At 65.4% G+C, this 14,349-nt stretch carries 12 protein-coding genes; 9 read left to right on the top strand and 3 right to left on the bottom strand.

Annotated elements, in window-relative coordinates:
* Window positions 1–125 precede the first annotated feature (125 nt).
* Complete coding sequence (locus AC0L27_RS18210; RefSeq protein ID WP_473319898.1) at window positions 126–1,163, top strand: glycosyltransferase family 4 protein; 1,038 nt, start codon at window positions 126–128, stop codon at window positions 1,161–1,163.
* A gap of 181 nt (window positions 1,164–1,344) precedes the next feature.
* Here the strand turns inward: AC0L27_RS18210 and waaF are convergent, their stop codons facing one another.
* Window positions 1,345–2,415, bottom strand: a complete 1,071-nt coding sequence (gene waaF, locus AC0L27_RS18205) for a lipopolysaccharide heptosyltransferase II (RefSeq protein ID WP_473319896.1) — start codon at window positions 2,413–2,415, stop codon at window positions 1,345–1,347.
* 173 nt (window positions 2,416–2,588) lie between these two features.
* On the opposite strand from waaF, the gene rfaD reads away from it, so the two are divergent.
* The 6 genes from rfaD to AC0L27_RS18175 all read left to right on the top strand — a co-directional run bounded on the left by rfaD (window position 2,589) and on the right by AC0L27_RS18175 (window position 10,555).
* Window positions 2,589–3,569 (top strand): ADP-glyceromanno-heptose 6-epimerase, encoded by a 981-nt coding sequence (gene rfaD / locus AC0L27_RS18200; protein ID WP_473319895.1) that lies wholly within the window; start codon window positions 2,589–2,591, stop codon window positions 3,567–3,569.
* Between the two features lie 11 nt (window positions 3,570–3,580).
* Window positions 3,581–5,065 carry a D-glycero-beta-D-manno-heptose-7-phosphate kinase gene (gene rfaE1 / locus AC0L27_RS18195; protein ID WP_473319893.1) on the top strand — a complete coding sequence of 495 codons (1,485 nt, stop codon included), beginning with the start codon at window positions 3,581–3,583 and terminating at the stop codon, window positions 5,063–5,065.
* Window positions 5,062–6,351 (top strand): O-antigen ligase family protein, encoded by a 1,290-nt coding sequence (locus tag AC0L27_RS18190; protein WP_473319891.1) that lies wholly within the window; start codon window positions 5,062–5,064, stop codon window positions 6,349–6,351. Before rfaE1 ends, AC0L27_RS18190 begins: the two co-directional genes overlap by 4 nt.
* Window positions 6,352–6,474: 123 nt before the next feature.
* Window positions 6,475–8,388 (top strand): nucleoside-diphosphate sugar epimerase/dehydratase, encoded by a 1,914-nt coding sequence (locus tag AC0L27_RS18185; protein ID WP_275169934.1) that lies wholly within the window; start codon window positions 6,475–6,477, stop codon window positions 8,386–8,388.
* A 2-nt stretch (window positions 8,389–8,390) separates the two neighbouring features.
* Entirely contained in the window at window positions 8,391–9,611 is a 1,221-nt protein-coding gene (locus AC0L27_RS18180; protein ID WP_473319889.1) for a glycosyltransferase family 4 protein, read from the top strand.
* On the top strand, window positions 9,608–10,555 hold the full coding sequence (locus AC0L27_RS18175; protein WP_473308910.1) for an NAD-dependent epimerase/dehydratase family protein: 948 nt from the start codon (window positions 9,608–9,610) through the stop codon (window positions 10,553–10,555). The genes AC0L27_RS18180 and AC0L27_RS18175 overlap by 4 nt, the downstream gene beginning before the upstream one ends.
* Here AC0L27_RS18175 and AC0L27_RS18170 read toward each other — a convergent pair.
* Both AC0L27_RS18170 and AC0L27_RS18165 read right to left on the bottom strand, forming a co-directional pair.
* Window positions 10,543–11,562, bottom strand: coding sequence for an MraY family glycosyltransferase (locus tag AC0L27_RS18170; protein ID WP_473308911.1), 1,020 nt, complete (start codon window positions 11,560–11,562; stop codon window positions 10,543–10,545). The genes AC0L27_RS18175 and AC0L27_RS18170 overlap by 13 nt on opposite strands.
* Window positions 11,559–12,518, bottom strand: a complete 960-nt coding sequence (locus tag AC0L27_RS18165) for a lysylphosphatidylglycerol synthase transmembrane domain-containing protein (RefSeq protein ID WP_354254830.1) — start codon at window positions 12,516–12,518, stop codon at window positions 11,559–11,561. Before AC0L27_RS18165 ends, AC0L27_RS18170 begins: the two co-directional genes overlap by 4 nt.
* A 215-nt stretch (window positions 12,519–12,733) precedes the next feature.
* On the opposite strand from AC0L27_RS18165, the gene AC0L27_RS18160 reads away from it, so the two are divergent.
* Together AC0L27_RS18160 and AC0L27_RS18155 are read left to right on the top strand one after the other, a co-directional pair.
* Window positions 12,734–12,964 (top strand): hypothetical protein, encoded by a 231-nt coding sequence (locus tag AC0L27_RS18160; protein WP_473319886.1) that lies wholly within the window; start codon window positions 12,734–12,736, stop codon window positions 12,962–12,964.
* Window positions 12,965–13,060: 96 nt separating this feature from the next.
* A partial coding sequence (locus AC0L27_RS18155; RefSeq protein ID WP_473319885.1) for a mannose-1-phosphate guanylyltransferase/mannose-6-phosphate isomerase occupies window positions 13,061–14,349 on the top strand: 1,289 nt, incomplete at its 3' end.

Raw genomic sequence — 14,349 nt, 5'->3', positions numbered from 1 at the left:
GATCTCACCCGTCTTCGATCAACGCTCCAAGCTAACGTTTACGTGGTGAAGAGTGGGTATCGGCGCGGCTGAACTGGTCACTATGCTTAATGTTGCGTATAGGGACTTTCGAAACGGAGCGTGGCGTGGCGAATTCCCCAAGCGATCTCGAAGTGATCGTGCCAAATCTGCACAGGCGCTATTCCGGGGTCACCGCGACCAACCGGATGGTGGCGCCGCGGCTGGCAAAGCTGTTTCGCGCCGCGTGGTTCGGCTCCGACGCGCCGGAGGGGATCGCGCGCCTGAACGGTGCCGATCTCTTGAGATTGTGGCGCCGCAAGGCGCCGGTGATCTGGCACGCGCGCCGCAACAACGAGATGATCGCGGGCGTGCTGTTGCGCGCGCTCGGCTGGCCGCTCAAGCTCGTCTTCACCTCGGCGGCACAGCGCCATCATAGCTGGATCACGCGCTGGCTGATCCGGCGCATGGACGCGATCATCGCGACATCAGATCTTTCGGCCTCGTTCCTGAAGGTGAAGGCGACCGTGATCCCACACGGCGTCGACACCGCCGTCTATGCGCCGCCGGTAGATCGCCCTGCTGCCTTCGCGGAAACCGCGCTGCCGGGCCGCTACGCGATCGGCTGCTTCGGCCGGGTGCGCGCGCAGAAGGGCACCGATGTGTTCGTCGATGCGATGTGCCGCTTGCTGCCGCGCTATCCGGATTTCACCGCAATCATCGTCGGCCAGGTCACACCCGAGCAAACTGTTTTCGCAAACGACCTGAAGAAGCGGATCGAGGTCGCCGGCTTGCAATTGCGCATCGTCATCACTGGCGAACTGCCGATCGAAGACGTGCAGCGCTGGTATCAGCGGCTGACGATCTACGCCTTCACCTCACGCAACGAAGGTTTTGGCCTGACGCTGATCGAGGCGATGGCGGCCGGCAGCGCGCTGGTCGCCGCACGCGCCGGCGCGGCCGAACTCGTGGTCGAGGATGGCGTGACCGGCGTGCTGATCCCGACCGGTGATGCGGATGCACTGGCTGCAGCGATCGAACCGCTGATGCGCGATGTGGCCACTGCGATCGCTATGGGCGAGCGCGGGCGGGCACGGGTGCTCGAACGATTCAGCCTTGATGCCGAGGCGGCGCGGATCGGCGAAGTGTATCGGCCGCTGCTTTGAGTCACTGCTGTCGCATCCCCAAAACAAAAACCGCGAAAACAACCCCATGCACAGTAGCCGGGGCCAACGAAATCAATGGCTTGGCGGCCGGTGTAAATGGGCTGCTGATTTTACGAAATCGATTTTACTCGTCGGGCAAAACACCGGTATGCTGTCATTATCGGCGTAGCCTCGACGGCCTTCAGGTCATGGCCCGCAAGCCGGCCTCACCCAGCACCCGCTGCGCAATCTCCACCACCTCGCTCGCCGCGATATCTCGCATGCAGCGATGATCGTTCATCTTGCAGATCGTGCTCTGGCAGGGCTGGCAGGAGAGCACGCTCTTGTCCTGGACCACGGTCGCGGCGAGGCCGTTGAGGGGGGCCCAGAGGTAAGGGCTGGTCGGCCCGAAGATGCCCATGGTCGGCGTGGCCAGGGCGGCTGCGATGTGCATCAGGCCGGAATCGTTGGAGATCGCGACGCCGGCCGCGGCCATGGCCAGCACGCCATTGCGCAGATCATTGCCGGTGAGGTCCCGGACCCCCGGGCCGCCGGCCGCGACGATCTCCTGGGCCAGGCCCTTTTCCCCGGGGCCGCCCACCACCCAGACCTCGAGGCCGCGCTCGGCGAGCAAGCGGGCGGCCTCGGGATAGTAGGTCCAGCGTTTTGACACCCCGACCGAGCCGGGAGCCAGCGCCACGGCGGCGCCTGTGCTCAGGCCATTGGCCTGCCGCCAGCGGAGGATGTCCTCGGCCGGGACCCGCAATTGCGGCACCGGCCATTCCGGTGGCAGCGGGGCGCCATCGGGCTGGGCGAGGGCGGCGTTCTTGTCGATGAAGCGGGGCAGCTTCTTTTCGCCCCAGCGCCAACGATTGAGCAGGCCGAACCGGAATTCGCCGACGAAGCCGACCCTTTCCGGAATCCCGGCCAAAGCGGGCGCGATGGCGGCCTTCCAGGTCCGGGGCAGCACCAGGGCGGTGCCGTAGTTCCGCTCACGCAGGAGCTTCGCCAGGCCGAGCTGGCGGCCTACGGCGAGCTGCCCGCGCGGCAGATCCCAGACGATCGCATCGCGCACGCCCGGCATGTAATCGACCAGGGGCGCGCACAGGGACGTCGTGAGCAGATCGACCGGCCGGTTCGGCCAGCGCTCGTTCAGGACCCGCACGACGGTGTGATTCCGGACGAAATCGCCGATCCACATGTAAGGGACGATCAGGATCGGGCGCGTGTCGCCCCGATCTGCCTCGCCACTAAGTTGCGAATCTTGGTTCATTCGTTAATAAGGTCGAGGTGCGCTGATGTGACGGTTCGGTTAGCCGCTCCGGGCCGGCAGGTAAAGCCGGCTGAGCGGCAATCCCAAAACCGCTTACACTTTGGCGGATCATGCGCTAGGGCAGAACCGGACCGCAAAACTTCGGGCAGGCGGAATCTGGCAGGGAAGTTGGAATGTTGCTGGTGACCGGCGGGGCCGGTTTTATCGGATCGAATGTCGTCGCCGCGCTGAACGAGGCCGGCCGCAGCGACATCGTCGTCTGCGATTTCCTTGGCAACGAGGGCAAATGGCGCAACCTCGCCAAGCGGCAGCTTGTGGATATCGTCCCACCGGCTGAGCTGTTGGACTGGCTGAAGGGCCGCAAGCTCGACTCCGTGATCCATCTCGGGGCGATTTCCGCGACCACCGCGACCGACGGCGACCTGGTGTTCGAGACCAACTTCCGCCTGTCGATGCGTCTCCTGGACTGGTGCACGGCAAATGCCGTGCCGCTGATCTACGCCTCCTCGGCGGCGACCTACGGCGACGGTGAGGCAGGTTTTGATGACGACAGCTCTGTCCCTGCGCTGAAAAAATTGCGGCCGATGAATCTCTACGGCTGGAGCAAGCATCTGTTCGATCTCGCCGTCGCCGAGCGCGCAGCGAACGGCGAGAAACTGCCGCCGCAATGGGCCGGGCTGAAATTCTTCAACGTGTTCGGCCCCAACGAATACCACAAGGGCTCGATGATGAGCGTGCTGGCGCGCCGTTTCGACGACGTCAAAGCGGGCCGTGTCGTGCAATTGTTCAAGTCGCATCGCGAGGGCATCGCCGACGGCGACCAGCGCCGCGATTTCATCTATGTCGACGACGTCGTGCGCGTGATCATGTGGCTGCTGGCGACGCGCTCGGTGTCCGGCATCTTCAATGTCGGCACCGGCAAGGCGCGCAGCTTCAAGGATCTGATGCTGGCGGCTTATGCCGCGCTCGGCGCCCGCCCCAACATCGAATACATCGACATGCCCGAGCAGATCCGCGGCAGCTACCAGTACTTCACCCAGAGCGAGGTCGATCGCCTCCACCGCGCCGGCTATAATGGCGGTTTCACGACGCTCGAGGACGCGGTGAAGACCTATGTCGGGAATTATCTCGACCGGCCCGACCGCTTCCGCTGAGGCCCATCACCATGCCGACGCCCATTCTCGATTTCGATACCCTCGCGCAAGCCATCTCGGGCCGCACGGTGCTGTGCATCGGCGACATCATGCTGGACGAGTTCGTCTATGGCGAGGTGTCGCGGATATCGCCGGAAGCGCCGGCGCCGGTCATCGCGGCACAGCGCAGCGAGATCCATATCGGCGGCGCCGGCAATGTCGCGCGCAACGTCGCCGCGCTCGGCGCGCGCTGCATCTTCGTCGGCCTCGTCGGCGATGACGAGGCGGGCAGGCAGCTCGCCTCGACGCTTGCGGAGCAGGGCGCAATCGAAAGTGTGCTGGTGTGCGATCCCTCGCGTCCGACCACGCGAAAGGTCCGTTTCGTCTCCGAGCATTTTTCCACGCACATGCTGCGTGCGGATTGGGAGCAGGCACAGCCTGCTTCCGATACGATCGAGACCAAGCTGATCGAAGCGATCCTGCCGCAGATCGCGCGCACCGACATCGTGCTGCTGTCCGATTACGCCAAGGGCGTGCTCACCGCCCGCGTCATCCGCCACACCATCGACGCCGCGCGAAAACTCGGCAAGCCCGTGATCGTCGATCCCAAGAGCCTGAACTGGGCGATCTATCGCGGCGCCACGCTGCTCACGCCCAATCGCAAGGAATTTTCGGAAGCGACCCGAAGCCGCGCCGACACGCCGCAGAGCATCGTCGATGCCAGCGAGGACGTGATGCGGCTCGCCGATTGCGAAGCGATCCTGGTCACCCAAGGCGAGCACGGCATGACGCTGGTGCCGCGCAACGGCGAGGCCGTTCACGTTCCGGCGTTTCCGGTCAAGGTGCGCGACGTCTCCGGCGCCGGCGACACCGTCGCCGCGGCGCTCGCGGTGTCGCTTGCCACCGGCGCGGACTGGGACACGGCGCTGCGCATGGCCAGTGCCGCAGCCGCCGTCGCCGTCGGCAAGCAGGGCACCGCCAGCGTGAGTGTGGCCGAGTTGAAGCGAAAGATATTGCCGCATGCCTATCTCGCGGCCGAAGAGAAGATCGTGCTCGAGCCCGGTGCGCTCGACACGCAGCTCGCGGAATGGAAGAAGCAAGGCCAGCGCGTCGGCTTCACCAATGGCTGCTTCGACATCCTGCATCCCGGCCACGTCAAGGTGCTGACAGCGGCGCGCTCCGCCTGCGACCGCCTGATCGTAGGGCTGAACAGCGACGCCTCGGTGCGGCGGCTGAAGGGCGCCGACCGCCCCGTTCAGGATGAGCGAGCACGTGCAGAAGTGCTGGCGGCGCTCGAAGCCGTCGATCTCGTCGTTATTTTCGATGAGGATACGCCGATCGACCTGATTACCCGCATCAAGCCGAGCGCGCTGATCAAAGGGGGCGATTACACCCGCGAGCAGGTGGTCGGCCATGAGGTCGTCGAGGCCGCGGGCGGCACGGTCGTGCTGGTCGACATTCTCAAGGGCTTCAGCACGACGGCGCTGGTTCATCGCGCGCGGGGAGAGAGCAAGTGACGACGCTCGCCGGGGAGACCACCGGCCAGGTTCTGTGGCGGCGTCTGCGCAGTCCGGCGGCCTGGTCCGAGACGGTCGATCTGTTTGCGATCCTGACCGCGGCCTCGCTGCCGTGGTCGACGTCGCTTGCGGCGATCTTCAATGTCCTGATGCTGCTCTCCATGGTGCCGTTCCTCGATGTCCGAGAGTTCCTGCAATCGCTCAAGCGTCCGATCTGTGCGGCGCCGATTGCGCTGGTCCTGCTCGCGCTGGTGGGGACGCTGTGGTCGGACGCGGCCTGGGGCGCGCGCTTCTACGCGGTCAACCCGACCGTCAAGCTGCTGGTGCTGCCGGTCCTGCTCTATCATTTTGCGCGCTCGCTGCGCGGACATTGGGTGCTCGTCGCCTTCCTGGTGTCCTGCGCGCTGTTGTCGGTGATGTCCTGGGTCGTCGCCTTCTACCCTGATCTTGCGCTCAAATCCGATCGCGTCGAGCGCGGCATCTTCGTCAAGAACTACATCGACCAGAGCCAGGAGTTCACGCTCTGCGCGGTCGCGCTCGCCTATCCGATCGTGCAGTTGCTGCGCCAGAAGCGCTACTGGATCGCCGGGCTGCTCACGGCGCTTGCGCTCGCCTTCTTCGCCAACATGGTGTTCGTGGTGGTATCGCGCACCGCGCTCCTCACGATTCCGATCCTGTTCGGTGTGTTTGCGTTGCTTCATCTGAGATGGCGCAACATCGCGATCATCTCCGCGGCCCTGCTCGTGGGCGCGGTTCTCGCCTGGCAGGCCTCGCCGCAATTGCGCAAGACCGCTGACAGCTTTGCCAGCGACTACACACGCTATGTGGAAAAAGGCGAGTCGACCTCGGCAGGCTTGCGGCTCGAATTCTGGCGGAAATCCCTCGGTTTCTTCGCGGAGGCGCCGATCAAAGGGCACGGTACGGGTTCGACGCGCGGGCTATTCGAGCGTGCCGCGACGCCGGGCAGTGGTCTGTACCAGGCGTCCGCCGAGGTGATCGGCAACCCGCATAACCAGACGCTGAACGTGGCCGTGCAATGGGGCGTCATCGGGGTCGCCGCTCTTTACGCCATCTGGATCCTGCATCTGCGTTTGTTTCGCGGCGACGGGCTCGCAAACTGGGTCGGCCTCCTGGTCGTGGTCCAGAACGTCTTCACCTCGCAGTTCAACTCCCATCTGTTCGACTTCCACGAGGGCTGGATGTACGTCATCGGTGTGGGCGTTGCCGGCGGCATGGTGATCCGGGCCCAGCAGGCCGAGGCGAAGGCGGCAGTAGCCGGTTCCTGAACGGCCGCCCGGATGGCAAACCTTGACGGGCAAATCTTGAGGGGCAAGCCTTGACTGGCATGTCCGGCCGAGATGGGATATCAGCGCGATCAGGTTGCATCTAATTGGATTTTCGGTCAGCGGATGACGCGTCTTTCGCATCTCACCTTGCGCAATGCCATGATCGCGCTCCACGACCTGCTGGCGACCACGGCGGCGCTGTTCGCCGCCTTCTATCTGCGCTTCGAGGGCGGCGACGGCTTCTTCGACCGCCTGCCGCTGCTCATCCAGATCCTGCCCTATTTTCTGGCCTTCAGCTTGGTCGTGTGCTTCGTCTTCAACCTGACCACGACGAAATGGCGCTTTATCTCGCTGCCCGACGCGCTAAACATCATCCGCGTCGCGACCGTGCTCACGGTTGCACTCCTGGTGCTCGACTACATCTTCGTCGCCCCCAACGTCCGCGGCGCCTTCTTCCTCGGCAAGGTGACCATCGTCCTCTACTGGTTCCTCGAGATCTCCTTCCTCAGCGCGTTGCGCATGACCTACCGCTATTTCCGCTACACGCGGGTGCGGCGTCACGCCCGCACCGGAGATGCCGCGCCGACGCTGCTGATCGGTCGCGCCGCGGATGCCGAGGTGCTGTTGCGCGGAATCGAGAGCGGGGCGATCAAGCACATCTGGCCGGTCGGCGTGCTCTCGCCATCGAGTTCCGATCGCGGCCAGTCCATCCGCAACGTCCCGGTTCTGGGCGGCGTCGACGACATCGAGGATGTCGTCGCCGACTTCACCAAGCGCGGCAAGGGGATCGCTCGCGTCGTGATGACGCCGACGGCATTCGAGCCGGAGGCCCATCCCGAATCGATCCTGATGCGGGCGCGCAAGCTCGGCGTGATCGTGAGCCGCATGCCCTCGCTCGAGAGTGGCGACACGCCACGGCTCACGGCCGTCGCCGTCGAGGACCTGCTGTTGCGGCCGAGCGAAAAGATCGACTATGCGCGGCTCGAGGCCCTGATCGAGGGCAAGGCGGTAATCGTCACCGGCGGGGGCGGCTCGATCGGTTCCGAGATCTGCGAGCGCGTCGTCGCGTTCGGGGCGGCGCGCCTTCTGATCGTGGAGAATTCCGAGCCGGCACTCTACGCGATCACGGAAACGCTCGCGGCGCTCGGCACCGCTGCTTCGATCGAAGGGCGGATCGCCGACATCCGCGACCGTGAGCGCATCATGCGCCTGATGGCCGAGTTCAAGCCGGACATCGTGTTCCATGCAGCCGCGCTCAAGCACGTGCCGATCCTCGAGCGCGACTGGAGCGAGGGCGTCAAGACCAACATCTTCGGCTCGATCAACGTTGCCGATGCCGCGCACAGCGCCGGCGCCGAAGCCATGGTGATGATCTCGACCGACAAGGCGATCGAGCCGGTGTCGATGCTCGGCCTGACCAAGCGCTTCGCCGAGATGTATTGCCAGGCGCTCGACCATGATCTTGCGGCGGGTCTCGGTGGCGCCAGGCGGTCGATGCGGCTGATCTCGGTCCGGTTCGGCAACGTGCTGGCGTCGAACGGCTCGGTGGTGCCGAAGTTCAAGGCCCAGATCGATGCTGGCGGCCCTGTGACGGTCACGCATCCGGACATGGTCCGCTACTTCATGACCATCCGCGAGGCCTGCGATCTCGTGATCACGGCGGCAACACATGCGCTGGGAACGCAGCGTTCGGACGTGTCGGTCTACGTGCTCAACATGGGCCAGCCGGTGAAGATCGTCGATCTCGCCGAGCGCATGATCCGCCTGTCGGGCTTGCAACCCGGCTACGACATCGAAATCGTGTTCACTGGCATGCGGCCCGGCGAACGCCTGCACGAAATCCTGTTCGCCTCCGAGGAGCCGACCCGCGAGATCGGCGTCGCCGGCATCATGGCCGCACAGCCGAACGAGCCGCCGATGCAGACGCTGCGCAAATGGATTGCGGCGCTGGAGCAGGCGATCGCGCGCGACGATCGGGCCACCATCAGGACCATCCTGAAGGACGCGGTTCCGGAATTCGGGTCGACCGCGGCCTGATCATGCAGCCTCGAGGCAAGATCGTCGTGGCGAGCCAGCATTACCCGCCTGATCCGAGCACGACAGCGGCGATCATGGCCGAGATCGCCTGCCGCATCGCCGAGGATCACGAGGTCGTGGTGCTGTCGGGCTCATCAGGCGCGTTCCCGGCACCGCAGACCGGCCCGGGCAAGCCGCGGGTCGTCGCCGTCAAGAACCGGATGGCGGGCAAGGCGGCGCTGGTGCGGCGCGGTGCCTCCGAGCTGCTGTTCGCGGCGCGCACGTTCCTGGCGCTGACACGGGAGCTGAGGCGAGGTGACGTCGTGCTCACCGTCACTGCACCTTTCATGCTGCCTTACGCGGTCGCGGCGGCGGCGAGGCTGAAGGGCGCGCGCTCGGCGCTGATCATGCACGACCTCTTCCCCGACGTGCTCGTGATGGCGGGCCTGCTGAAGCCCGGTTCGATCGTGACCATGACGATGCGCGCTGCCAACAGCCTGATGTTCCGCGCGCTCAATGCCGTCATCACCATCGGCCGCGATGCGGAACGGCCGCTGCTGAGCTATTCCGGCATGACGCGGAACAAGATCCGCTTCATCCCGAACTGGGCGACGCTCGTGGCCGCACCCCGGCCGGTGACGGCGGATAATCCGTTCCGCAAAGCGCTCTCGGCGGGTTTCGTTGTCGGCCTGTCGGGCAATCTCGGCTTCACCCATGATCCGGAGATCGTGTTCGAGGCGGCGCGTCATTTGAGGGCCGAGCCTGACATCCATTTCCTGCTCTCCGGCTGGGGCATCGGCTTCGAGCGATTGAAGCAGTTGCAGGCCGATGCGAACTTGCCCAATGTCTCCTTCGTGGGGCGGGTCGAGGATGCCGAGCTCGAGGCATTCCTGGCGGCGGCCAATCTCTGGATCATTCCGTACCGGAAGGACGTTGCGGGGGTGTCGGTGCCGAGCCGGTTCTACAATCTGCTGGCGGTCGGCCGTCCCGTGGTGCTGGTCTCCGAACCGGAGGCCGAGGCCGCGTTGACGGTGGTGGAGAACGGGCTGGGCTGGGTGGTGACGCCGGGCCGTGCCGATCAACTGGCCGAGGTCATCCGCGCTGCGTCTCACTCCGACGGTGTCGCCATTGCGGAGCGCGCGGTAAAGGCGGCAGCGAAATTCGATCGCGTCACCGCGATGAACGCCTATGCTGCCCTGGTCGACGAATTGTTGCGCAACCCCGAACTGGCGGAGCAACGATGAACGAGCGCAAGCCAGTCGTGCTGGTGACGGGTGCGAGCGGTTTCGTCGGCCGTCATGTCGTACCCGCGCTGGCGCGCGAGGGGTGGTCGGTCCGCCGCGCGGTGCGCAGACCGGAAGGCATGGACGACGAGGTCGTGATCGAAACGATCGGGCCCGACACCGACTGGCAGGCGGCACTTGAAGGCGTCGATGCCGTCGTTCATCTCGCCGCGCGGGTGCATCACAAGCACGAAGAGCATGCGGTCCAGCTCTATCGCAACGTCAACATTGCCGGCACGCTGCACCTGGCGCGCAGCGCGGCGACGGCCGGCGTGCGCCAGTTCATCTTCATCAGCACCGTTCTCGTGCACGGTCGCAGCAACGAGGGCCGCGCGCCGTTCAGCGAGGACGATATCCTGACGCCGCGCGGTCTCTACGGCATGTCCAAGGCCGCGGCCGAAGCGGGCTTGAAGACGCTGGCGCGCGACAGCGCCATGACGATCTCGGTGATCAGGCCGCCGCTGGTCTATGGTGCGGGCGCCAAGGGCAATTTCGCGCTGTTGACGCGTGCCGTGAACCTCGGTCTGCCGCTGCCCTTTGCCGCGATCCGCAATCACCGCGCCTTCCTTGCCGTGCAGAACCTGTCGTCGTTCATCCTGCGACGGCTCTCTCATTCAGATCCCGCGAGCAATTTCGAGATCTTCCTGGTGGCGGACAGGGAGCAGGTCTCGACGCCCGAGTTCATCGCGCGGCTGGCCAAGGCTGCCGGCAAGAACTCGCGGCTGTTCGGCATGCCGCAGGACCTGCTCAGCACGCTGCTGCGCGTGATGGGCCGGCAAGATACGCAGGACAGCCTGATCGGCTCGCTCGAGCTCAACCTCTCCAAGGTGACCGCGACCGGGTGGCAGCCGCAGGTGTCTCTGGACGAGGGGCTGCGGCTGGCGCTGGTGGCTCAGGACGCCTGAGGGCGGGAGAACCGCCACAGCACGATGCCGATCGCGATTGCGCCCGCCAGCAGCGCGATCAGCGTGATCGTCACCGAGCTGGCGCGCGCGGTGACGATGGCAAGCCCCGCGAGCACGAGATTGAGGGCGAACACCTCTCCGATCACGCGAGAGACCGTGAAGCCGTGGTCGGTGGCGCGCTGGTAGAAATGCGAGCGATGCGCCGACCAGAATTGCTCGCCCCTTGCGATGCGCCGAAACAGCGTGATGGTGGAATCCACGAGGTAATAGGCCGGCAGCAACAGCGCCGCGGCGGGCTGCCCGCGCCAGGCGAGATCGAGCAGGCACCAGCCGAGCAAAAGGCCGATCGGCAGGCTGCCGACATCGCCCAGGAAGACTTTTGCGACCGGCTTGTTGAACGGCGCAAAGCCGAGCATGGCGCCGCACAGCGTCGCCGCGATCAGCGCGGCCGGCCACGACAGATCGCCGAGCAGTGCCAGCAGCAGCAGCGTCGCGGTGACGGGCACGACTTCCGCCACCGTCATCAGATCGAGCCCGTCCATGAAGTTGACGAGGTTCAAGAACCACACGCCCGCCAGCAGGATGAGTCCGCGCTCCAGCGCGAGCGGCAGCGCCGGCACGATGCGCGCGGTCTCGGGCGTGGTGAACACGACGGCGCCGACCGCTGCGGCCTGCAGCACGAGACGCACGAGCACCGGCAGCGACTTGATGTCGTCGGCAAATCCGACCAGGGCGATCAAGACCGTCGCAGCGATCAACGCCGGCGGAATCGCGACGTCCGCCCAGGCTGCCCAGGCTGATGCGACCAGCAGCGTCGCTGATATCACCGCGATGCCCGCACCCTGCGGGGTCGGGATACGATGAGAGGACCGCGCGTTGGGCCGCGCCAATGCGTAACGCTGGAGCAGGGGGCGGCTGGTCCAGGTGATGACGCCCGACACCAGTGCGGCAATCACAACGGCAAGCAGCGATGGTATCGCGCCGAGCGCGTCGACGGCCGCGTTCACTCCGGCACCCCGAGCGGCGCCGATCCCTGCGCGGCTTTCTCCGCGCTGAGGATCCAGACCAGGCCGCCGATCGCGCCGACGATGAAGTACACGGCGCCGAACAGCAGCGAGACGTTGACGCCCTCGTTTGTGGCCAACCCCGCGAAGCCGAAGGCGAGGCTCATGGTGGCTTCACGCACGCCCCAGCCGGCGATCGAGATCGGCATCATCGTGATCAGCATCACCGGCGGCACCAGCACAAAGACGTCGCTGAAGCCGACCGGCGCCGCGATCGACTGCACGACGCACCAGGCGACCACGACGGCCAGCACATGCACGGCGAGCGACAGGATCACGACGGCCGGTCCGCGCGAGCGGCTGAAGATCACGCGGTTGGCGATCACGGCACAGGCGTGAATGTGATGCGTGGCCCACCAGGTTTTCAGCCAGCGCCATTGCAGCGCGCCGAAGACCAGGAAGCCGAGACCACCCGCAAGCGCCGCGAAGTCGACGAGCAGCAGCGCGGAGCGCCCGTGCGGATCGGCGATGAGGGCGTAGCTCCAAGGCAGGCTTGCCACGATCATGATCGCGAGCGCGATCAAACCGATCGCACGGTCGACGAAGATCGAGTAGGTCGCCGCGCGCCAGCCGGCGCCGGCGCGCGCGACGAGCCACAGCCGGACCGCATCGCCGCCGATCGCCGAGGGCAGGGTTTGGTTGAAGAACGATCCGATCACGTTGTAGCGCATGGCCCGGCTGAGCTCGAGCGGGGCGCCGCATTCGGCGCTGATCTCGCGCCAGCGCAACACGCCGACGAAGATTTGCAGGAACGCGATCGCGATCGCCAAGCCGATCCAGAACAGGCTGGTCACGTTGAAACGAGAAAACAGTTCGGACAGATCGACCTTGCGCAGCGCCAGGTAGAGCAGCGCTCCGGAAATCAGGATCTTGGCCGTCGACAGCAGGATTCGGCGCATTTCGCCCGCATGAACAAGGGTTTTGAAGCAACCCGACGCAAGGCGCCGAATTCGGCCGCTTTGGTATGGTTTTGGCGCCGATCTTGCAATAGCGGTGATCGGGAGCCCGCATGCAGGGCGGCGGGCTATTGCGACGCCGTCGACGCCGAGGCTAAAGAGGCGCCGCGGGCGAAAGATCGAGCGACGGATCGGGCGAAGCAGTCTTTGGGAACAGGATGACGGATCAGGCGATTTTGGTCACGGGTGCCGCCGATTTCATCGGCTTGGTGCCCGCAGGTGACCCGGCTGCCGCAAATGCGCCGTCTAAGGTCTACAATGTCGAGAACCACCACCCGGAAGAGCTGACGCACGTCGTCGGAGTTCTGGAGCAGGAGCTGGGTCGGACGGCGATCAAAGAATTGCTGCCGAGAAACCTTTGGAAACGTTCGCGGATGTCGAGGATCTGATGCGCGACGCCGGCTTTGCACCGTCAAGGCCGATCGCGCACGGAGTTCGTAATTGTGTCACCTGGTATCGGGACGACTTCAAGGTTTGAGATGACGATGGACAAACGCATTATCCCCCTGATCATGTGCGGCGGTGCCGGCACGCGGCTGTGGCCGGCTTCGCGCGAGGTGCGCCCCAAGCAATTCCTGCCGCTGTTCGGCACGCGCTCGACGTTCCAGGACACGCTGTTGCGCGTCTCGGAGGCGTCGCTGTTCGATCGCCCGATCGTCATCACCAATGCGTCCTATCGTTTCATGGTGCTGGAGCAGCTCGCCGAGATCGGCATCGAGGCCGACGTGATCCTCGAGCCGATGCGGCGCGATTCCGGCCCCGCGATCGCAGCCGGCGCGGTGTTCGCGCAGAACCGCGCGAGTGAGGCCATCGTGCTCGCGCTCGCCGCCGACCACGTGGTGCAGGACAATGCCGCGTTCGTCGCGGCCTGCCGCCAAGGCCTCACCGCCGCAAGCGCCGGGCGCATCGTCACGTTCGGCGTCAAGCCGGAGCGGCCGGCGACCGAATACGGCTATATCAGCCCGGGCGAGGTCATCTCCGGCGAGGTGCACGCGGTCGCGCGCTTCGTCGAGAAGCCGGATGCGGTGAAGGCAGCCGACTACGTCAATTCCGGCTATCTCTGGAACAGCGGCAATTTCATGTTTCCGGCTAGCGTCCTGCTCGACGAATACCGCAGGGTCGATGCGGCGAGCGTGGAGGCGATTTCCACTGCTGTTAGTAACGCCGGACGCGATCTCGGCTTCGTGACGCTGGAGCCCGAGGCGTTCGGCGCGGCCAAGGCGATCTCGATCGACTATGCGGTGATGGAGAAGACCGCGCGCGCAGCGGTCGTGCCGGTGTCGTGCGGCTGGTCCGACGTCGGCTCCTGGCACGCGGTGTGGGAATTGTCAGACAAAGACGGGCAAGGCAATGCTTCGCACGGCACCGCCGTGTTCGAAGATAGCCGCAACTGCAACGTCACCACCGACTCCGCGCTGGTCGCGCTCGAAGGCGTTGATGATCTTATCGTGGTTGCGACGGCCGATGCAGTGCTGGTCTCGCGCCAAAAAGACGCCAACGGGCTCAAGCGGCTGGTCACAAAACTCAAGGCGGTCGCGCCGAAGGTCACCGAGGAGCACCTCAAGGTGCATCGGCCCTGGGGCAGCTACCAGTCGGTCGACAATGGCGAGCGCCACCAGGTCAAGCGCATCGTGGTGAAGCCGGGCGGGCGTCTGTCGCTGCAGAAGCACCATCATCGCGCCGAGCACTGGATCGTGGTCCGCGGCACGGCCCGCGTCACCGTCAACGAGACCGTCAAAAGCGTGCACGAGAACGAGTCGATCTACATCCCGAT

The sequence above is a fragment of the Bradyrhizobium sp. Ken51 genome (assembly GCF_055807435.1).
This window is presented reverse-complemented; position numbering and strand designations above follow the sequence as displayed.